Here is a 19,011-nt window from a genome sequence, read left to right as displayed (position 1 = left end):
GGAAAGCCGAACTCATATTGATGGGTTCGGCTTTTTCTATATAATAATAGGAATAATTAGCTTGACTTGGGCACCATGATTAATATTTTCTAAATGCATCGTTCCATTATGAAGTTTCATGACGCGTTTTACGAATGATAAACCAAGTCCATAGTGACTTTCTTGAGAGGGTGTTCTTGCTTGGTCATCTTTATAGAAAAGATTTCCAGCATGTTCTAATATATTTTTTGAAAAACTAGATTGGTTATTCCATATGGTTAGAACTAACTGACTATTTTTTTGTGAAATTGTTAGGTGAATTTGTGCATCATTTTCTTGTTGATGTTGTACTGCATTCGTAATAATATTTGTGATTGCTCGGTAAAATAGATTGGAATGAATTGCAATTTGTGCCGATGGAGTTACTGTGTTTGTAAAAACAAATTGTGTATTTCTAGGGAGTAAAGGAGTGATATGTTCCTGTAATTGATAAGTTACTTGTTTAATTGGTATGTTTTCAAGTTGAATATCTTGGTTGTAAAAGGTTTTGGAGTATTGGATAAAGTGGTTAAAATAATCGTTTAACTGAATACTTGCTTGCTCAAGATCTTTTAGACATTCCATTGCTTGAGGTGTTTGTTCGGTAGATTGTAAGAATTCAGCATTTCCTCTGATGACAGTTAGAGGGCTACGAAGATCATGTGCAGCGCTAGATACTTGAAACATGAGTTCTTTTTTTTGATCTTTTTCATTTTGAATTCTATTTTTTATTTCAGATTGCATTTTTTCGATCAAATCATTTGTTTCAATAAATTCCTTAATCTGCAAATGGTGATGTTCGTTTTTTGTGAAATATAGACCACTATGATAAACCATGTTCATTTCTTTTTGAATCTTGGTTAATAATTGTTTAATATTGATTACAATGATAACAATTAAAATGATGCAAAGATAAATCCAAGAGCTGACGCTAAAAAATAAAGCAAAGCGATTGGCATTTTTTTCATTAATTCCTGATACAGAAGATAGAAGAGCTGGAACTATGTAAAAAAGTATAAGACATAGAAGAAATTGCCAAATGATTGTAAGGTAGGTACGCTTAATGAGTTGCCTGATTGTCAATTCTTTTGCCATTTGTATCCTCCTCCCCATACTGTTTTGATTGGATCGATTTGATGAATTTTAAATTTTTGTCTAATTTGATAGATATATTCAGTGATCGACCGTAGTTGAGCGTCAGAGCTTACAGGATAAAGGTAATTGTAAAGTTCTTCTATGGTAAATATTCGGTTTTCATTTTTGGCTAAAAGATAAAGTAAATCAAACTCTCGCTTAGTTAGCGATATTCTCTTTGATTGATAATAAACTTCTTGACGATCTCGATAAAAAGTAATATCTGAATTCATTTCTTCTTTAGAGGCAGGGTGAGATCTTTCTTCTCTACGAAGATGCATTTGAATTCTTGCAATCAATTCTTTAATGCTGAATGGTTTTGTGATGTAATCATCGGCTCCGGCTTGTATTCCTTTTAGTAAATCTTCTTCAAAATCTTTAGCGGTTAGAAATAAGATTGGAGTAGCAATTTGTGGACGAATGGAACGACAAATTTCTAAACCAGAAATAGGCATCATGACGTCAAGTAAAATTAGATCAAATCCAGTAAAGTCACAGATATTGATCTCCTCTATATTTTTACGAGTTTCCACGTGAAAGTTGTTTGCTTCTAATGCATTCCCTATTAATCGTAAGATTTTTTCATCATCGTCAATGGCTAAAATTTTATACTTCATAGTTCCTCCAATTATATGAGCATATTATAGCAAATATAGAATATAATTTGTTGAAAATAAAAAAAATAATTATTCTGAGAATTTCCTGATTTTCTCCTGTTATACTTGCTCCAAGTGAAGGTGGAATTTCACTAAAAGTCAGAAGGGAAAAAGAATGAATGATAACAATTCAAAAGCTACATAAGGAATATAATAATAAAATTGTCCTTCAAAACGTGTCTTTCAAAGCTAAGAAAGGTGAGATTACTGGATTGATTGGACCAAATGGATCTGGAAAATCAACTTTAATCAGAATTTTACTTGGCTTAGAAAATAGTCAAATGGGAATGGCATTGATCGATGGCAAAAAATACTCTCAATTGGGAGATAATCCTTTTGGTATTGTTGGATCGTTCCTTGACAGTTGCCAACCTTACCCAACCAGAACAGGATTTCAGCATCTTCGGTGGATTGGCTTGGCTTGTGGGATTGATAGAAATAGGTGCAAGGAATGTTTAGAGTTGGTGGGGTTAAGTGAAGCTAAAAATAAAAAGGTAAAAGACTATTCATTAGGAATGAAGCAACGTCTTGGGTTAGCAACAGCCTTATTAGCAAATCCTGACATCTTAATTTTAGATGAACCAATCAATGGACTAGATCCAGAAGGAATTCGCTGGGTACGTAATTTTTTACAATCTTTTGTCAATGAAGGTAAAACTGTATTAATGACAAGTCATTATATGAGTGAGTTAGAATTAACTGTAGATCATTTGGTTGGTATTTCTAATGGCAAAATTGTTATTGATGCTCCTACAAAAGATATTTTGAAACAGTTTGGCTCTTTTGAGGAAGCATATTTTAAGGCGCTCGAAGGGAAAGAAGGTGAATAATTTGTTGAAGCGTTCCTTTTTTAGTGACCTTTGTAAATATAGTAGTCTACCTACTTTCAAAGTTACTTTTTTTCTTATTTTGGGAGTCAGCATATTTTTTACCATTCAAAATATTCAGGTGATAAATGCTTTAGTGGAAGGAAATGGACGGGCGGTTAACCTTGATCCATCTATGTTATCATCGAATCCAGTCTATACAGTCGGGATGCTCTCTTATCTTCACCCTACCAAGCAAGTGTTATTTTTTTGCCAATTCTTGTTTCACTTGTTTATTCAACCCATTATCAATTTGGTGATGATTATTTTAGCCAGTTATTGATTCCTAACTGGAAAGTTCGTCTTACTGGGTTTATTGCAAGTTCGATTGTCCTATCGTTACTTTCTACTTTAATATTTTCTATAGTAAACGCTGTTATTTTATTCGTTTTTCTAGATTCAACTCTAAAGAATTTTTTAGAATTGACTTTGTTCTTAGATGTTACGGTAAGAGTTATGATATTTGCAATCGTTCTTACTTTATTAGCTTTACTTTTCGTAATCGTAACAAAAAAATCAATTACTTCATTAATCGCAAACGTTTTATTATTAGTCATCACTTTGTCAGGTGTTTTAAGAGGAATTTCTTCGAAATTAGAGAATCTAATGCCTTTAATCGGAGCAAAATCATTTGCTTTTGGCCGAATTGAAGGGACTCAAACGAGTCAATTGTATGGATTTACTCTTTTAGTAGCTGAAGGGATCTTGTTCTTGGTATTAATAATCGTTGTAGAAAAGATTCGAATGGGGAGGAAGAATGGCAAGTCTATTTAGAAGTCTTATCGTCAAAAAATATAGTTTAAAACCTGTAAAGTACCAGATAGCCATACAGTCACTTTTAATAGTTTTCATATGTCTATTAGGTGTGTTACCAGTTGCAATTAATGGTACAATTGTAGAATTATCTTTAAAGCAAGCTCTTGTTTTTGCATCAATGCTCTCTGTTGGAATTGGATGTGTTAATGCATTTGTTGAGTTACAATCACACGAAACAAAACTAGTTTACTTGGTAAGCGGGAAAAGGATCTTCAGTTCAATTAGGATCCTGTTCATAGAGTTATTTGATGTATTACTACAATCAACCTTATATTACACTGTACTGCTTATATGGTTTCATTTTTTTAGGAGCGAAAATGGTGTCAGTTTAGAAATTTTCAGTTTCTTTTTGATTGGCTCCATCCAGTACTTTTTGATATCTTACTTTTTAAGTTATTTTTTCAAAAGTCCAATGGGGAGTTTAGCTATTTTGCTCCTATTTCCTATTTTAGTACAACCATTCATAGAAAGAGTGGTGGAACCATTGACTAGTTACCTATTTTATAATATTGTTGCAGATACAATATTAGGGAGAGCTTCTTATTTGCAACTCTGTACTTACGTTATTGGACTGGTATGTTCACTTGGAGTAACTCTCTATCTCTTGGTAAGGAATCAGGAAATTAAGTAGTAAAGCGGTACGGAAAAATTGATACTGATGTTTATGACGTATTGTATTGTTTTAGAATAAAAGACAAGACTTTCGAAGGTTTTTCGAGAGTCTTATTTAGTTTTCATGCTAATACATGTCCAATAATTTATATTTTAATTCGGTCATGTACAGATATAATGGATCACTTTGTAACATGTTGTATTTCCTCTTCATTCTTCATCTCAGAGAATTCTAGTGATTTATGGTAAAATAAGGTCTATATATGTGAGGACAAAGAGATGATTAACCGAATTACAGACAACAAATTTAAACTAGTGTCGAAATATCAACCGTCTGGGGACCAACCGCAGGCCATCGAGCAGTTGGTTGATAATATCGAGGGGGGCGAGAAAGCCCAAATCCTGATGGGGGCAACTGGTACGGGGAAGACCTATACCATGAGCCAGGTCATTGCCCAGGTCAATAAGCCGACCCTGGTCATCGCCCACAATAAAACCTTAGCGGGGCAGCTCTATGGAGAGTTCAAGGAATTTTTCCCTGAAAATGCGGTCGAGTATTTCGTCTCTTACTACGATTACTACCAGCCAGAAGCTTATGTGCCATCGAGCGATACCTATATCGAAAAGGATAGTTCGGTCAATGATGAGATTGACAAGCTTCGTCACTCAGCAACTTCCGCTCTTTTAGAACGAAATGACGTCATTGTAGTCGCGTCTGTTTCGTGTATCTATGGGTTAGGTTCGCCTAAGGAATACTCCGACAGCGTGGTGAGCCTGCGTCCGGGTCTGGAGATTTCTCGTGATAAACTGCTCAATGACTTGGTGGACATCCAGTTTGAGCGCAATGACATCGACTTTCAACGGGGAAAATTCCGTGTTCGTGGAGATGTGGTCGAGATTTTCCCAGCTTCGCGTGATGAGCATGCCTTTCGAGTCGAGTTTTTCGGGGATGAGATTGAGCGGATTCGTGAGATTGAAGCTTTGACAGGCCAGGTTCTAGGAGATGTGGACCACTTAGCGATCTTCCCAGCCACTCACTTCGTGACCAATGACGACCATATGGAAGTGGCCATAGCCAAGATTCAGGCGGAACTAGAGGAGCAGTTAAAGGTCTTTGAAAAAGAAGGCAAGCTTTTAGAAGCCCAGCGGCTAAAACAACGGACGGAGTATGATATCGAAATGTTGCGAGAGATGGGCTACACCAATGGCGTGGAGAACTATTCTCGTCACATGGACGGACGAAGTGAAGGAGAGCCACCGTACACCCTTTTGGACTTCTTCCCTGAAGATTTCCTCATCATGATCGATGAAAGCCACATGACCATGGGCCAAATCAAGGGTATGTACAATGGAGACCGCTCACGCAAGGAGATGTTGGTCAACTATGGTTTCCGTTTGCCATCTGCCTTGGATAATCGGCCTCTGCGTCGTGAGGAGTTTGAAAGCCATGTCCATCAGATCGTCTATGTGTCAGCGACACCGGGTGATTATGAGATGGAACAAACCGATACCGTCATCGAGCAGATCATTCGTCCGACCGGCCTTCTGGATCCAGAGGTGGAAGTACGCCCTACCATGGGACAAATGGACGATCTCTTGGGTGAGATCAATGCGCGTGTAGAACGGGGAGAGCGGACCTTTGTTACGACCTTGACCAAGAAGATGGCAGAAGATTTGACGGACTACTTCAAGGAAATGGGCGTCAAGGTCAAATACATGCACTCGGACATTAAGACCTTGGAGCGGACAGAAATTATCCGTGATTTGCGTTTGGGAGTCTTTGATGTCTTGGTCGGAATCAACCTCCTTCGGGAAGGGATTGACGTACCAGAAGTCAGTCTGGTTGCCATTCTCGATGCTGACAAGGAAGGTTTCCTCCGTAATGAGCGAGGACTGATTCAGACCATTGGTCGTGCTGCCCGTAATAGTGAAGGCCATGTCATCATGTATGCGGATACCATGACCCAGTCCATGCAAAAAGCTATCGATGAAACGGCTCGTCGCCGTCAGATTCAGATGGCCTATAATGAGGAGCATGGCATTGTGCCACAAACTATTAAGAAAGAAATCCGTGACCTCATCTCTGTTACCAAGGCAGTGGCCAAAGAAGAGGACAAGGAAGTGGATATCACCAGTCTCAACCGCCAAGAGCGCAAAGAACTGGTCAAGAAACTGCAAGGCCAAATGCAAGAAGCCGTCGAAGTGCTTGATTTCGAATTGGCAGCACAGATCCGCGATATGATGTTGGAAGTTAAGGCCTTGGATTAGATAGGATAAAGCGAATGAAGATTATCATTAAAACAATGGAAACTCCTGAAGAGATAGAAGGAAAATCTCTTGTTCATTGGCAAACGTGGAGAGAGGCTTATGACGATCTTTTACCCGAGGAATTTCAGGAGACGATGACATTAGAAAGATGTCGATTCTTTAGTCAAAAATATCCAGAAAATACCTTGATTGCGATGGATGGAAAGAAGGTCGTTGGATTTATCAGCTATGGAAATTACCGTGATGAGACCATTCAAGCTGGAGAAATTATTGCCTTATATGTCTTAAAAGACTATTATGGAAAAGGTATTGCTCAGAAATTAATGAAGGAAGCTTTGAGGACTCTTGGTCATTTTTCTGAAATTTATTTATGGGTACTGAAAGATAATAAGCGAGCAATTGCTTTCTATCAAAAAATGGGTTTTGCTTTTGATGGCCAAGAACAAATACTTGACCTTGGAAAACCTGTTAAGGAATTGCGGATGATATGTTCTTCAAATAAAAATTCCTAAAGGACGTATCTATCAATCTTTGAGCCATTATCAATTAATCAAGTATAAAGAGTGAAAGAGATAGAACGAAAAAAAGAGTTGGAGGAGAATACGAATGAAAATATTAGTCATCCATGGGCACCCTGATAAGGAAAGTTACTGCCAAGCGATTTTTCAGACAATTGTAAGCAATTTGGATACAAGCCGTCATGAGATTATAACTATTAATCTTAATGAAGAGGATTTTGATCCTGTTTTACGTTATGGTTACCGAAAACGGATGGATGAAGATCCTTTTATCCTTCGTTCCCAAGAATTGATCCAGTGGGCGGATCACCTGATCTTTGTTTATCCCATCTGGTGGAGTAGTATGCCCAGTCTCCTGAAAGGTTGGATTGATCGGGTCTTTACACCGGGGATTGCCTACTCGGCCAATGATCAGGGCAGCTTTATCTGGAATTACCTCAGAGGCAAACAATTTAAGAAGTTGCTCAAAGGGAAAACAGCCAGTATTTATGCGACTTCCATGGCCCCTACTTGGTGGTACAAGATTTTTTCAGGCCCTCTCAACATTCCTGATAGTTACGGCATTTCTGTCTTGAAAAATGCAGTCCTGAACCATTGTGGGATTAAAACCAAGCGTGTCTGTATTTTGGGAGAAGTCGGCCGGGATGTGAACACAGCAACCATCCGTGAACAGCATCTCCAAAAAGTAGCAGCAGAAGCCAAGAAACTCTGATAAAAGTCAGTTTGTTCTAATAAGCTAGGGTCTTTAGTTGTATTTTGAATAGGTTTTAGTTAAACTATTAATATAATCTATAAAACATAGGAATGATTCAATATGCTACTTTTTATCTATATGATCTATGTCATCTATTCACTATCAAAAATGAAAAAAGAAGGTAAAAGGGTCTCTATTTTTACTAAGGTGATTGTTTACGGCCTATTGATTCTCTCTTTGTTTATGCTCTATTTTAGTTTATTGTCATTTTTATTTAGCCCTTTGCCATTTTTTGGCTTTCTAGCTTCTCTTGCTATTGGTGGTATGATGCTATCGCTTAAAATAGTTATTGCTCTTGCTTTGCTTTTGTTATCTCTTAGCCTTTACTTAGATAGCAAAAAAAGTGATCCGGATACGCCTCTCGTTGATCATTGGTTACGATTGGGTGTTCATATCTTATTGATCATTATTTAAGGCAAGAACTCTACTGTCAAGCCTGAATGTGTAGTTTTTTGTCCCTTGAGATTTGCAACCCAGTAGAAAAGGAAGTAAAAAATCTCAAATGAAGGTATCCATTCAATGCACATTGACGTAGTTATGGATTAGCTTTATAATATGGTTAGTTATAGCATTTCTAAATAAGGAGCCTTCTCTATGCTTAAGAAGTTAAATGGTTTTAAAAAGTTTTATTTATTCTCTCTAGTTTTTTTCGTCTTTGAATTACTATTAGTAGTTTTTGGTCTATCATTTATTCCGATTCTCTGTAGTTTATGGTTTGACTCTCTGGTTTTCGTATTATTTTGCCATTTTTGGACCAACTTTTATAAAAAGAGAGGAACGGAATCGAGTCATGTTTTCTCATTGATTTTTAGTTTCATTTTTACTTTATTTTTTTGGGTTTTTCTATACCTGTCCTTTTCCGATACTGAAAATACTATAATCCCTCCAATCTATCATAGTGCGGAAATCCAAGGGAATTATGTTGAAATTCCCCATGGGGTGATCCCTATAAGAAGTCGTGATTACTATGAACTAGTCAATCCTTTTATTATGAAAATAAATGCGAAATATAGTGATGAAGGGTACTAATCAGAAAGCTGTTTATTCTTATTCATTATTTCAACTATCTCATTTGCATGTACAGATTACGGTTAAGATTGTCATTAGGAACCAAGAGAATGTAGAAAGTATTTTTAAACTTTTGCTGTTTTTTCCCGTAAGAGATAGAAGTATAATGAAAAAAACAAAGCAATAGTATAAATGAGCTTCAATCATGTAAAAGTGACTAAATGTGTTTTTTATAGTATTAAATCACGATAATGTTTACATAGGAGAGGTCAATTATGGGAAAGTATTTGTACCTGTTTAGGATTGTGTATCTTATTCTTTTACTTTTTATTTTTGCTAATTTCATATTATGCTTCTTTGGCTACGCATTTACGCCACTCCTGTGGAATCCCTGGTTGTATCTAGGAGCTGTGACGACTTTTAGTCACATCTGGTATCGCTTCTATAGAAATCATGCTCCAAATTGGAAGAATCTTGTTAGTGTTCTTTTTAGTCTCTTTGCTAGCCTGATCCTAGCATTTTTCATTGAGTTTTTCTTTAGCTTTGATAGCCACGGTTTGGTAACGATTCACTCGGAATATTATATAAAAGAGAAAACAATTGTCTTTCAGAGGGGCTCCCTTTTAGACGCCTTCGATGAATACCATGAGCTGGTAAATCCCTTTGTTATGAAGAAAAAAATACAGGAAAAAGTTTATATTGATTAATTGTCAACATATTAGAAAGGAAATTTATGTCACGTACAACGCCTACTATACTGTGCAATCTTTGTATGGTTGAGGATCTTGAAAATGGGAAAGTAGTCCTCCAATACCGCTCACCTGAAAAGACTCACTGGGCTGGCTATGCCTTTCCTGGAGGCCATATCGAAGAAGGAGAAAGTCTTGTAGAATCAGTTATTCGTGAAATCTACGAAGAGACAGGTCTTACGATTGCAGATCCAAAACTGGTCGCAGTCAAAGACTGGCCACTAGATGAGGGAGGCCGCTATATTGTCTTTTGCTACAAAGCGACAGAATTTACAGGTCAGCTAAGATCGTCTGATGAAGGAGAAGTTTCTTGGGTTGAGAAGGACCAATTAGAAAAGTTGGACTTGTCCTACGACATGCTTCCTCTCCTAGAAGTGATGGAAGACCCGGACTTGTCTGAGTTCTTTTATCGCAAACGGACAGACGATGATTGGGAAATATTAAGATTTTAAGTAAAGGGGCTAGAGGCATCTAGTTCTTTTTTCATCTTTAAAGATAAAATGTTGCTTAAAGCATCGAGAATGTTCCATTCGTGCTTGAATCTGCTTAAAAAAAGTACTATAGTATAAGCATAAAATACAATTGCAATCTTTCATACTGTGAATAGAAAGAAGGCAAGATATGAAAATACAATTTAGAATCCTTATAGGAATTTGCTTCTTGATCGGTGCCTTAGTCTTTGCCTTTCAAAAGGAATGGTTATACGCTTTGCTGTTGCTTTTAGTTGGGGCTTCTTACCTTTATAAAGGAGTGCGTCGATGAAGAGTGAGTGTTTAAACATCAAGGGGCTAAATGTTTGGTATAAAAAAGACAAGCCCATTATAAAAGACACGAATTTGCTTGTACCCAATCGTTCTGTAGTAGGGTTGATTGGTCGAAATGGAGCTGGGAAGACAACCTTGCTAAAAGCTTTAAGTAGTGTTTTTGATCATCGGCAGTATGCAGTTGAGACTGTTACCATTGAAGCCAAGGTGACATCTTTTCATACGAATTTCTATAAGAGCCGTACCTATACAGTTTTTACTGAAAACAATAGTTTCTTAAACTGGGATTTTGTTCACTATTTTAATTTTGTCTGTCGTTTGTATCATCGAAAGAAAGATGAAACGTTATTGCAGGACCTGATCTCAGGTTTTCATTTTGAAGAATTTCTCAACACCGATATCGGTAGTTTGTCAACGGGAAATAAGAAGAAAGTCTTCTTGATCACAGCTTTTTATCTCAAACCTCCCCTCCTTATTTTGGACGAACCATTTGATGGCCTTGATTTTGATGCGACAGAATTTCTATATGGTTTGCTATTGCAGTATAAAGAAGAAGGCGCTATTCTGATGAGTTCGCATATCGCAGAGAGTATCGTTCGAGTCTGTGATACAGCTTATACTATTGAATATGGTCACCTAGACGCGATCGAATCGAATTTAGAAGATTGGTTTCATGACGTCAATCGTCAGAGGGGGTAGAGGATGCTACTAGCAATTTTTAGGGATTTGGTATCCAAAAATCGGCTCTTCTTGTTCTTGACTTCCTTAGCCTTTGCTCTTTATTACCATCTTGTTGGGGCTAAATTTTCTACGAGCTTTCAAGTCTTATTGATCAGTACGGCTATTGTCACTGCTCTATCAACCTTCCAATTGCTCTATTCCTATTTTTCGATGGACAGGGTCCAGGCCTATTACCAGCTTCCTTTGTCTCTCAATCGTTTCAAGGGTTCTTTTCTGACGGTAACCTTTCTTCTCAATTTGTTAGAGCGCGTGCTGTTATTGATCCTCTTTTTGGGAGTCAAGTTAGACCTGCCACAATTCTTTAAGCTTGTCCTCCTATCTTTACTGGTGGTATTGAGTGTGTTTTATGTCTTTATCCAGTTCAATACACGGCCTAGTTTTCTAGGAGGGGTGCTCATTTTTGTAACGACTGTTCTCACAGTCTCTTCTTTATGGGTCCAACAAGTGTCCTATATGATCTTACTGTCAGCCCTCCTTGCTGTCTTAATTTTTAAAAATGAGGACCTGGTCGCGATTTCAAAAAATGATCAGTTGCTCGTCGCAAAGAGAGGAAGTGGCAATTATTTTTGGATTTCCTTGTTTCAAGAGCGCTATTTTTCCATCAATTTTGTATTTACTCTCATCTTTCTCCTTCTCATTCTGATACAGGATTATGATGCTCCTTTAAAAATCATCATTCTTTTAACGATGGCTTCTGTCAATACGCCATTAACCACCCTCATTTCCGCGGATAAAGATTTGATTGATCATGTTAAGTCCCTTCCTAAGAGTCGGTTCTTTTACTTGACGTATTACCGTGTATTGCTGACTTATTTCTTAGCTGTGAATCTATTTGTTGCTCTATTATTAAAAATGGTGGTCATGCCTGACTTGGGGATTCTATTTTTACTAGGAGTCATGATTCTAGCAGTAGTGGAAGCTTTTTTGCACTTACTTATTGAAATCTATTTCCCTTTAAGAAAATGGAATTTAAAGAGGGAATGTTGGAAGCACCCACGAAAATACATTGTTCCTAGTATCGTCTTCTTCCTTAGTTGGAGTCTCCTTTTCTGTTTCTAAGGAATTGCTCCTTCGCTTGTATCTACTCCTTAATTGTAGTATGATAGAGGAGTTGAAAAGATGCTAGAAAAGGTGGCAAGTATATGAAAGATTTTCACTTTGATGCAATTGCTGCATTTGAAAATTATGAAATCGAAAAAATGAGAGATGGCCATGTAGTGGTGACAACCAAGGTCGTTGATTCCTCTCTCAATTATTATGGAAATGCACATGGAGGCTATCTCTTTACCCTGTGTGACCAAGTCAGTGGTTTGGTCGTGGTTTCTCAGGGGGTTGATGGTGTGACCTTGCAATCCTCCATCAATTACTTGAAAGCAGGGCGTCTGGGGGATGTCCTCACGATCCATGGTGAATGTGTCCACAGTGGGCGCACGACTCGCGTTGTGGATGTCGATATTACCAATCAAGACGGTGCCAATGTCTGCAAGGCAACCTTTACCATGTTTGTTACGGGAGTGAGAGATGAATCCGCACAAGTACGCATTTAAAAACTATATTTTTGATTTTTATGGAACCTTGGTCGACATCGAAACTGATGAGTCGAGTCCAGTCTTATGGGATACCATGGCTCAGATCTACCAATCCTACGGGGCAAGTTACACAGGAGAAGGTCTGCGCCTGCGTTTTAGAGAGTTGGTGCAGCAAGCTGAAGAAGACTTGGCCAAGGAAAAACAAGTTACCTATCCTGAGATTGATCTGACGGTCATTTTTGTGCAATTGTATTTAGAAAGTCATCCAAAAGGCGACAGTGTCCGTCACCTAAAAGAGTGGGGGCGCCTGATTGCACGGACCTTCCGTGTCCTTTCTCGCAAACGATTGGAGCTTTATCCTCACACGAAAGAAGTATTAGAGGATATGAAAGCTGCAGGTTGCCGGATCTATCTCTTATCCAATGCCCAAGCAGATTTTACCAATCCTGAGATTGATTTGGTTGGCTTAAGAGAGATTTTCCATGCCATTTACTTGTCATCAGATGCAGGGATTCGCAAACCTCAGCCAGAGTTCCTCTTGGAAGTGCTGAAAGAACACCAGTTGAACCCTGAGAAAACGGTCATGGTGGGGAATGACTTTACAACAGATGTTGCTGTTGCCCAAAGTATCGGGATGGAGAGTATCTTGATCAATACCTTCCCATACTCTGATGCTGAACTGAGCGAGAAGAATCAACCAGGCGTGCGCGTGATTCGGGATATTCAAGAATTGCAAGAAGATTGAAAGATATCATCCATGTAAGGAGGCCAAGTAGCCTCCTTTTTATACAGTCAAGCCAGATTTGTCAAATATTCTCATTCATGGTATACTATGGGAGTTAATTTTGCTAAGGAGATTGAAATGACTAACCTACCAAATTGTCCAAAATGTAACTCTGAATACGTCTATGAAGATGGGGCGCTCTTGGTGTGCCCAGAGTGTGCTTATGAATGGAACCAAGCTGAGGTCGAAGAAGAAGAGGGTGTCGTAGCGGTTGACGCCAACGGAAACAAATTGGCTGATGGCGATACGGTGACCTTGATCAAAGATTTGAAAGTCAAGGGTGCACCAAAGGATTTGAAACAAGGAACGCGCGTGAAAAACATCCGTATCGTAGAAGGCGATCACAACATCGATTGTAAGATTGATGGCTTTGGCGCAATGAAACTCAAATCAGAATTTGTGAAGAAGATCTAAAGATAAGAAGAAGGGCCTAGCCCCTTTTCTTTCAGGAGAATACTATGAAATTCAAACTACTATTTAGCTATCGTTTTCTATTGTTTATCTTCAGTGTGCTCGGTGTTTATCTGCAACTGACCAAGCATGGTGGCTTTGGTATGATGCTTTATTACACCATTTTGTCTAACATGTTGGTCATGTTCTTCATGGGGGACATGGTTTGGCGCATGCTTCGTGGTCGTTCGACCCAGACCCAAGGCTACCTTCGTATGAAGGGAGCGGTCACCATGGCTATTATGATTACCTTTGTCATCTACCACTTTATGTTGGCGCCTCTTGCGACACCAGAGAAGTTTTATCGTTTGGAAAACTTCCTTTGTCATTACATTGTTCCTTTGATGTTCTTCTTTGATACCCTAGTGATTGATAAAGTCAAGCAATACCGCAAGCTCGATCCTTTCCTTTGGACCTTGATTCCCCTTGCTTATATGCTCTTTGCCCTTCTCAATGGTTTGGTCCTGAAGTGGCCAATTCCAGGAGCAAAAGATAGTCCTTTTGCTTATTTCTTTATCAATGTCAATAAATACGGCTGGGCTTTTGTGGGCAAATGGGTGGTGATCATCTTTATTGCCTACCTCTTAGCTGGCTATGTCCTCTATGGGATCAAAAATATCAAGCGAAAATAGGCTGTTTTTCAGTAAAAACCGAACATTATTCAGACTAAAAGTCATGTTTTTAAATTTTTTTGAAAAATGTTGAGTTTTTTCTTGCATGTCATTTTAAACTGTGATATAGTTATCTCAATTAAATAAATCCTTTAATCCTGTCCCGTGAGTCAGGCAAGGAGACTGTGAAAAACAATGGCTAGGAGTATAGGGCGAGACTCTATCCTCTTAGACCATTCATTTGCTGAACCTCCTTGAAAAAGGAGGTTTTTCTTTTACAACTAAGGAGGACTGAATGAAAACCAAAGAAGTCGTTGATGATTTGACGATGAAACGGGCCATTACCCGCATCACCTACGAAATCATTGAACGAAACAAAGATTTAAGCCAGATTGTGCTGGTGGGGATCAAGACGCGCGGTGTTTACATTGCTCGCCGGATCCAAGAACGCCTCTCTCAGCTGGAACAAATTGATGTCCCTGTTGCAGAACTCGATACCAAGCCTTTCCGAGATGATATGAAGGCGACAGAAGATACAACGGTATTACCAGTTGATATCGCTCATAGAGAGGTCATCTTGATCGATGATGTCCTCTATACAGGTCGCACGATTCGCGCTGCCATTGATAATCTGGTCAGTCACGGTCGTCCTGCTCGAGTAAGTCTTGCGGTTCTAGTCGACCGTGGGCATCGGGAGTTGCCGATTCGTCCAGACTTTGTTGGGAAAAATATCCCGACCAGTAAGTCAGAGGAAATCATTGTCGAGATGGTGGAGCTAGACGGCCAAGACCGCGTCCTCATCAAAGAAGCTTAAATAAATAGTAAACCATTCACATTATAAAAGGAGAATCAACATGTCTGAAAATCAAATCGCTCTTAAAAACCTTGTCTCAATGGAAACTCTTACCAATGAAGAAGTAATGGCCTTGATCAAACGGGGGATCGAGTTCAAGAATGGAGCGAAAGTTTCCTATGATGACCAACATATCATCTCAAACCTCTTCTTTGAACCTTCTACTCGTACTCACAAAGCCTTTGAAGTCGCTGAATTGAAATTAGGATGTGATTTGCTTGATTTTGATGTCAAGACAAGCTCAGTCAACAAAGGGGAAACACTTTACGATACCATCTTAACCATGTCAGCTCTTGGAGTGGATGTCTGTGTCATCCGTCACCCTGAAGTAGACTACTACAAAGAATTGGTTGAAAGCCCAACGATCACAGCCTCTATCGTCAATGGTGGGGACGGTTCAGGTCAACACCCAAGCCAAAGCTTGCTTGATTTGATGACCATCTACCAAGAATTCGGCCACTTTGATGGCTTGAAAGTTTGTATCGCTGGGGACTTGGATCACTCACGTGTGGCAAAATCAAATATGCAAATTTTGAAACGTTTGGGTGCGACCCTCTACTTTGCAGGTCCAGACGAATGGAGAAGTGCGGAATTTGAAGATTATGGAAAATTTGTGACGATCGATGAGGTGATTGACCAAGTGGATGTGATGATGTTCTTGCGTGTGCAACACGAACGTCATGATTACGAATCACTCTTCTCTAAAGAAAACTACCACCGTCTTCATGGCTTGACACAAGAACGCTATGATCGTATGAAAGATACAGCGATCTTGATGCACCCAGCACCAGTGAACCGTGACGTTGAAATTGCAGACCACTTGGTAGAAGCACCAAAATCACGTATTGTTGAACAAATGACCAATGGCGTCTTTGTCCGTATGGCCATCATTGAAGCCGTCCTTAAAGGTCGCGGAGCAAAATAAGATAACTGACAATTCATTGAAGGGAAAGAAAGAGGACAGAGTAGATCGCTACATGGAATCTGACTTTCCTTTTTTTGAGGAACTATGATAAAATTGGAGTAGTGTAATAGAAGGGAGGGGTTCAATGAAACGATTATTGGTCCTAGAGGATGGGACTGTATTTGAAGGAGAAGCCTTTGGTGCAGATCTATATGTGACTGGTGAGTTGGTCTTTACCACAGCCATGACAGGTTATCAAGAATTGCTCACGGATCAGGCTTTTAGTGGCCAGATTCTCTCCTTTACCTTCCCGGTTATTGGCGCAGCAGGGATCAATCGGGATGATTCTGAATCCATTACACCCACTTGTTTAGCGGTAGTGGTTCAGCATCTAGTGGAGATGCCGAGCAATTGGCGGCAACAGATGACCTTGGATGAATTCTTGAAGCGAAAAAAAATCCCTGGGATTGTAGGGATTGATACGAGGCAGGTGGCAAAAATTGTCCGCAAGTATGGACGGATGAAGGCAACTGTTATTAACAAGGGGGATTCGATCGAGCATATCTTGGATCAGTTGCGAGCGACAGTCCTTCCAAAAGACCAAGTGCGTCAAGTCTCGACCAAAACAGCCTATGCTGTACCTGGTTTTGGAAAGAGTATTGCCTTGATTGATCTAGGGGTCAAGCACTCTGTCTTACGCCAGCTGAGTCAAAGGGACTGTAATGTGACAGTTTATCCCTATGATATCTCTTATGATGAACTGATGGAGCAGCAGCCCGATGGCGTTATTTTATCCAGTGGGCCAGGCGATCCACATCAGGTGAAAAAACTTTGCCGCTTGATCCAAAAGCTAAATGGTCAGATTCCGATCTGGGGCATGGGCTTGGGAGCTCAGTTGTTAGCACAAGCTTACGGGGCTGAGCTAGCTCCCATGGAAGTTGGGCATTTCGGCTTGAACATACCTGTGCGTGAAATTGCGACAGGAAAAATCGAGATAACCAGTCAAAATCACTTGTATAGTATAGCGAGGGACAGTCTGCCCAATGATTTATTGGTCACACATGAAAATGTCAATGACCAGAGTATTGAAGCTTTTCGTCATCGTTACCAACCAATTTTAGGGGTTCAATTCCAAGTGGATGCTAGTCCAGGTCCAAGAGAAAATCTCTATTTTTACGATGAATTTTTAGAGTTGATTGATGCCAAAATTCACGAAAGTAGAAGGGAGAAGGAATGATGAAACAAAACCAGAAATTGCTTCTCCTGTGTGGAGATTCTTATCAGGATATTAGCCTTTTGGCTGCGGTAAATGAAGCACAAAAACTCAGTGCCAAGGATGGGAATGCTCTTGTCCTTTATCTGGGCGAAGAAAATGCTATTACCCAAGAAGCTGCAGATATAGTTGTAGTCTGTAAGCTCAAGCTGGATGCTCTTAGGACGACTCTTCTTTCTTATACTGGATCTCGCTTGCTTCTAGCTTTTGCGGATAAACAGATTTTGAATCTCTTGTCTCGATTGGAAGAAACTGGATTTTTCAAAGAAGTATCGATTACGATTGTCGGACCTAGCCTCCAACGCTACCGGAACTTTTATCAGCAGGCAGATCAACGACGTCTCTTTCAAGAGCTGGGCTATCAGGTACCGGCTTCAGCACTGGTTGGTTCGGTTCGAGAAGCTATCGAGTTTTCTGAAGGCATTCAATTTCCTATTATGATCTGGCCAGTAGCGAGTAAGCAAGGGCAAGGGCGAAAGATCGCTCATAACCTGGATGACTTGTGCGAAGCTGTAGAAATGGGACTTTCGGTCTCTCCAAGTCAGCAGTGTTTGCTAGAATTTTCGACTTATGGCTTTAAGGAACTGGATTTTGTAGTCATGCGGGATCATGAAGACAATCACTACTTGGCGGCCTCTATTGAAAGCATTGATCCTGTTGGGATCCACTCTAGTGACTCTTACCAATTTATGCCAGCAGTCACCCTGACTGACCGGGAGTTTCAAAATCTTCGTGAAGCAGCGATCCACATCAGTCGCTATTTGAAGCTAACAGGAGCCATCTCCATTAAGTTTGCCTTGGATCCGACGAGCTACGCTTTTTATATCTTAGAGGTTAATCCATTTGCTTCAGATAGTATCTCAATGGCCTCGATGGGCTTGGGCTATTCCTTGTTTGAGCAAGGTGTGCAGCTGCAATTGGGGCACTCGCTCGAGCATTTGCCTCACCCCTTATTAAAGGATCTAAAGGCCGTTTACGAACCGAGTTTGGACTATATCTTCTTTAAGATCCCGATTTTTTCGGATGCTGCTAAAAATGCACGTCTCAATACCCAAATTCACTCTTATGGGGCAGTTTATGGATTTGGAAAGAGAATAGACGAAGCTTACCAACAAGCCCTAGAAACCCTTAAAGATAAGAACTTGCTGACGATTTTTCCTGAAGAAATGAGCGATGATGAGTTAATCCAAAAAATAGCTCGTCATATGCCCCATCGGCTCTTCTATAGCTTAGAGGCTTTGAAACGTGGTTTTGAGTTTGAAGAACTCTTGGATTTGAGTAAATTAGCACCTGTTTATTTGCAAGTCTTGGCCAATCTAGTGGAGTTAGAAAAAGGAGTAGAGGCTGATACAAGTCCAGCATTTCTTCCGGTTGAGCCATCAGCTGGCTTATATGAGGTCAAAGCGGGAGCAGCCTATTATCTGACCCATAACGGGACCAATGAATCATTCGGTTTGGATGCTGCTTGTGTCTTGGTGGATGATCTAGAAATTCGGAACACGAGTTTTTACCAAAAGGTACGAAAGAAGGAGCAAGAGTTAAAAGAAAAAGGGCAACAGGTGATCTTACTCACCAATCGTCCTTTTACAGAATCCTTGGCAGATAAAGTCTATTATCTTCCTATCAATGAGACAAGTCTTAAACTGATTCAGACCATTGATCAGGTCAAAGATATTATTAAGCTTTCTACAATACAATAAAGG

Annotated in this window: 19 protein-coding genes and 1 pseudogene; 18 read left to right on the top strand and 2 right to left on the bottom strand. The window is 39.5% G+C overall.

Features of this window, described 5'->3' with window-relative positions:
* Positions 1-36 precede the first annotated feature (36 nt).
* Together HA044_RS05385 and HA044_RS05380 are read right to left on the bottom strand one after the other, a co-directional pair.
* Positions 37-1,113: a sensor histidine kinase KdpD gene (locus tag HA044_RS05385; protein WP_187539981.1), complete on the bottom strand. Its 1,077-nt coding sequence runs from the start codon at positions 1,111-1,113 to the stop codon at positions 37-39.
* Entirely contained in the window at positions 1,098-1,769 is a 672-nt protein-coding gene (locus tag HA044_RS05380) for a response regulator transcription factor (protein WP_187539979.1), read from the bottom strand. The genes HA044_RS05385 and HA044_RS05380 overlap by 16 nt, the downstream gene beginning before the upstream one ends.
* A gap of 158 nt (positions 1,770-1,927) precedes the next feature.
* On the opposite strand from HA044_RS05380, the gene HA044_RS05375 reads away from it, so the two are divergent.
* From HA044_RS05375 to HA044_RS05290, 18 genes and pseudogenes are all read left to right on the top strand, one after another.
* Positions 1,928-2,638, top strand: coding sequence for an ABC transporter ATP-binding protein (locus tag HA044_RS05375; protein ID WP_187539977.1), 711 nt, complete (start codon positions 1,928-1,930; stop codon positions 2,636-2,638).
* A 1-nt stretch (position 2,639) separates the two neighbouring features.
* Positions 2,640-3,448 (top strand): annotated as a pseudogene (locus HA044_RS05370) (hypothetical protein).
* On the top strand, positions 3,432-4,121 hold the full coding sequence (locus tag HA044_RS05365; RefSeq protein WP_187539975.1) for a hypothetical protein: 690 nt from the start codon (positions 3,432-3,434) through the stop codon (positions 4,119-4,121). The pseudogene HA044_RS05370 and the gene HA044_RS05365 overlap by 17 nt, the downstream one beginning before the upstream one ends.
* A 260-nt stretch (positions 4,122-4,381) precedes the next feature.
* Positions 4,382-6,370, top strand: coding sequence for an excinuclease ABC subunit UvrB (gene uvrB / locus HA044_RS05360; RefSeq protein WP_187539973.1), 1,989 nt, complete (start codon positions 4,382-4,384; stop codon positions 6,368-6,370).
* Between the two features lie 14 nt (positions 6,371-6,384).
* Positions 6,385-6,882: a GNAT family N-acetyltransferase gene (locus HA044_RS05355; RefSeq protein WP_187539971.1), complete on the top strand. Its 498-nt coding sequence runs from the start codon at positions 6,385-6,387 to the stop codon at positions 6,880-6,882.
* A 94-nt stretch (positions 6,883-6,976) separates the two neighbouring features.
* Complete coding sequence (locus tag HA044_RS05350; protein ID WP_187539969.1) at positions 6,977-7,600, top strand: NAD(P)H-dependent oxidoreductase; 624 nt, start codon at positions 6,977-6,979, stop codon at positions 7,598-7,600.
* 102 nt (positions 7,601-7,702) lie between these two features.
* Positions 7,703-8,056 carry a diacylglyceryl transferase gene (locus HA044_RS05345; RefSeq protein WP_187539968.1) on the top strand — a complete coding sequence of 118 codons (354 nt, stop codon included), beginning with the start codon at positions 7,703-7,705 and terminating at the stop codon, positions 8,054-8,056.
* Positions 8,057-9,383: 1,327 nt separating this feature from the next.
* Positions 9,384-9,851, top strand: a complete 468-nt coding sequence (locus HA044_RS05340) for an 8-oxo-dGTP diphosphatase (RefSeq protein ID WP_187539966.1) — start codon at positions 9,384-9,386, stop codon at positions 9,849-9,851.
* A 306-nt stretch (positions 9,852-10,157) separates the two neighbouring features.
* Positions 10,158-10,862, top strand: a complete 705-nt coding sequence (locus tag HA044_RS05335) for an ATP-binding cassette domain-containing protein (protein WP_187539964.1) — start codon at positions 10,158-10,160, stop codon at positions 10,860-10,862.
* 3 nt (positions 10,863-10,865) lie between these two features.
* Positions 10,866-11,963 (top strand): hypothetical protein, encoded by a 1,098-nt coding sequence (locus HA044_RS05330; protein ID WP_187539962.1) that lies wholly within the window; start codon positions 10,866-10,868, stop codon positions 11,961-11,963.
* Positions 11,964-12,046: 83 nt separating this feature from the next.
* Complete coding sequence (locus HA044_RS05325; protein WP_187539960.1) at positions 12,047-12,451, top strand: PaaI family thioesterase; 405 nt, start codon at positions 12,047-12,049, stop codon at positions 12,449-12,451.
* The gene (locus HA044_RS05320; RefSeq protein WP_187539958.1) at positions 12,426-13,178 is read left to right on the top strand and encodes an HAD family hydrolase; all 753 of its coding nucleotides are present in this window, start codon (positions 12,426-12,428) and stop codon (positions 13,176-13,178) included. Before HA044_RS05325 ends, HA044_RS05320 begins: the two co-directional genes overlap by 26 nt.
* 117 nt (positions 13,179-13,295) lie before the next feature.
* On the top strand, positions 13,296-13,631 hold the full coding sequence (locus HA044_RS05315; RefSeq protein WP_187539955.1) for a zinc ribbon domain-containing protein YjdM: 336 nt from the start codon (positions 13,296-13,298) through the stop codon (positions 13,629-13,631).
* Positions 13,632-13,675: 44 nt separating this feature from the next.
* Positions 13,676-14,299, top strand: a complete 624-nt coding sequence (locus tag HA044_RS05310; RefSeq protein ID WP_187539953.1) for a Pr6Pr family membrane protein — start codon at positions 13,676-13,678, stop codon at positions 14,297-14,299.
* A 274-nt stretch (positions 14,300-14,573) separates the two neighbouring features.
* Entirely contained in the window at positions 14,574-15,092 is a 519-nt protein-coding gene (gene pyrR, locus HA044_RS05305; protein ID WP_003001719.1) for a bifunctional pyr operon transcriptional regulator/uracil phosphoribosyltransferase PyrR, read from the top strand.
* A 40-nt stretch (positions 15,093-15,132) separates the two neighbouring features.
* The gene (locus tag HA044_RS05300) at positions 15,133-16,056 is read left to right on the top strand and encodes an aspartate carbamoyltransferase catalytic subunit (protein ID WP_187539951.1); all 924 of its coding nucleotides are present in this window, start codon (positions 15,133-15,135) and stop codon (positions 16,054-16,056) included.
* A gap of 124 nt (positions 16,057-16,180) precedes the next feature.
* Positions 16,181-17,272 carry a carbamoyl phosphate synthase small subunit gene (locus HA044_RS05295; RefSeq protein WP_187539949.1) on the top strand — a complete coding sequence of 364 codons (1,092 nt, stop codon included), beginning with the start codon at positions 16,181-16,183 and terminating at the stop codon, positions 17,270-17,272.
* Positions 17,269-19,008: a carbamoyl-phosphate synthase large subunit gene (locus HA044_RS05290; RefSeq protein ID WP_187539947.1), complete on the top strand. Its 1,740-nt coding sequence runs from the start codon at positions 17,269-17,271 to the stop codon at positions 19,006-19,008. The genes HA044_RS05295 and HA044_RS05290 overlap by 4 nt, the downstream gene beginning before the upstream one ends.
* Positions 19,009-19,011: the final 3 nt, after the last annotated feature.

Origin of the sequence: Streptococcus sp. IMAU 99161 (assembly GCF_014435245.1) — a bacterium.
GTDB lineage: Bacteria > Bacillota > Bacilli > Lactobacillales > Streptococcaceae > Streptococcus > Streptococcus lactarius.
This window is presented reverse-complemented; position numbering and strand designations above follow the sequence as displayed.

Coding starts and splice junctions, on each gene's coding strand:
- HA044_RS05310 (WP_187539953.1), top strand. CDS start 13,676: ATGAAATTCAAACTACTATTTAGCTATCGTTTTCTATTGTTTATCTTC.
- HA044_RS05355 (WP_187539971.1), top strand. CDS start 6,385: ATGAAGATTATCATTAAAACAATGGAAACTCCTGAAGAGATAGAAGGA.
- HA044_RS05365 (WP_187539975.1), top strand. CDS start 3,432: ATGGCAAGTCTATTTAGAAGTCTTATCGTCAAAAAATATAGTTTAAAA.
- HA044_RS05350 (WP_187539969.1), top strand. CDS start 6,977: ATGAAAATATTAGTCATCCATGGGCACCCTGATAAGGAAAGTTACTGC.
- HA044_RS05295 (WP_187539949.1), top strand. CDS start 16,181: ATGAAACGATTATTGGTCCTAGAGGATGGGACTGTATTTGAAGGAGAA.
- HA044_RS05325 (WP_187539960.1), top strand. CDS start 12,047: ATGAAAGATTTTCACTTTGATGCAATTGCTGCATTTGAAAATTATGAA.
- uvrB (WP_187539973.1), top strand. CDS start 4,382: ATGATTAACCGAATTACAGACAACAAATTTAAACTAGTGTCGAAATAT.
- HA044_RS05340 (WP_187539966.1), top strand. CDS start 9,384: ATGTCACGTACAACGCCTACTATACTGTGCAATCTTTGTATGGTTGAG.
- HA044_RS05385 (WP_187539981.1), bottom strand. CDS start 1,113: ATGGCAAAAGAATTGACAATCAGGCAACTCATTAAGCGTACCTACCTT.
- HA044_RS05300 (WP_187539951.1), top strand. CDS start 15,133: ATGTCTGAAAATCAAATCGCTCTTAAAAACCTTGTCTCAATGGAAACT.
- HA044_RS05380 (WP_187539979.1), bottom strand. CDS start 1,769: ATGAAGTATAAAATTTTAGCCATTGACGATGATGAAAAAATCTTACGA.
- HA044_RS05290 (WP_187539947.1), top strand. CDS start 17,269: ATGATGAAACAAAACCAGAAATTGCTTCTCCTGTGTGGAGATTCTTAT.
- HA044_RS05345 (WP_187539968.1), top strand. CDS start 7,703: ATGCTACTTTTTATCTATATGATCTATGTCATCTATTCACTATCAAAA.
- HA044_RS05320 (WP_187539958.1), top strand. CDS start 12,426: ATGAATCCGCACAAGTACGCATTTAAAAACTATATTTTTGATTTTTAT.
- HA044_RS05375 (WP_187539977.1), top strand. CDS start 1,928: ATGATAACAATTCAAAAGCTACATAAGGAATATAATAATAAAATTGTC.
- pyrR (WP_003001719.1), top strand. CDS start 14,574: ATGAAAACCAAAGAAGTCGTTGATGATTTGACGATGAAACGGGCCATT.
- HA044_RS05330 (WP_187539962.1), top strand. CDS start 10,866: ATGCTACTAGCAATTTTTAGGGATTTGGTATCCAAAAATCGGCTCTTC.
- HA044_RS05335 (WP_187539964.1), top strand. CDS start 10,158: ATGAAGAGTGAGTGTTTAAACATCAAGGGGCTAAATGTTTGGTATAAA.
- HA044_RS05315 (WP_187539955.1), top strand. CDS start 13,296: ATGACTAACCTACCAAATTGTCCAAAATGTAACTCTGAATACGTCTAT.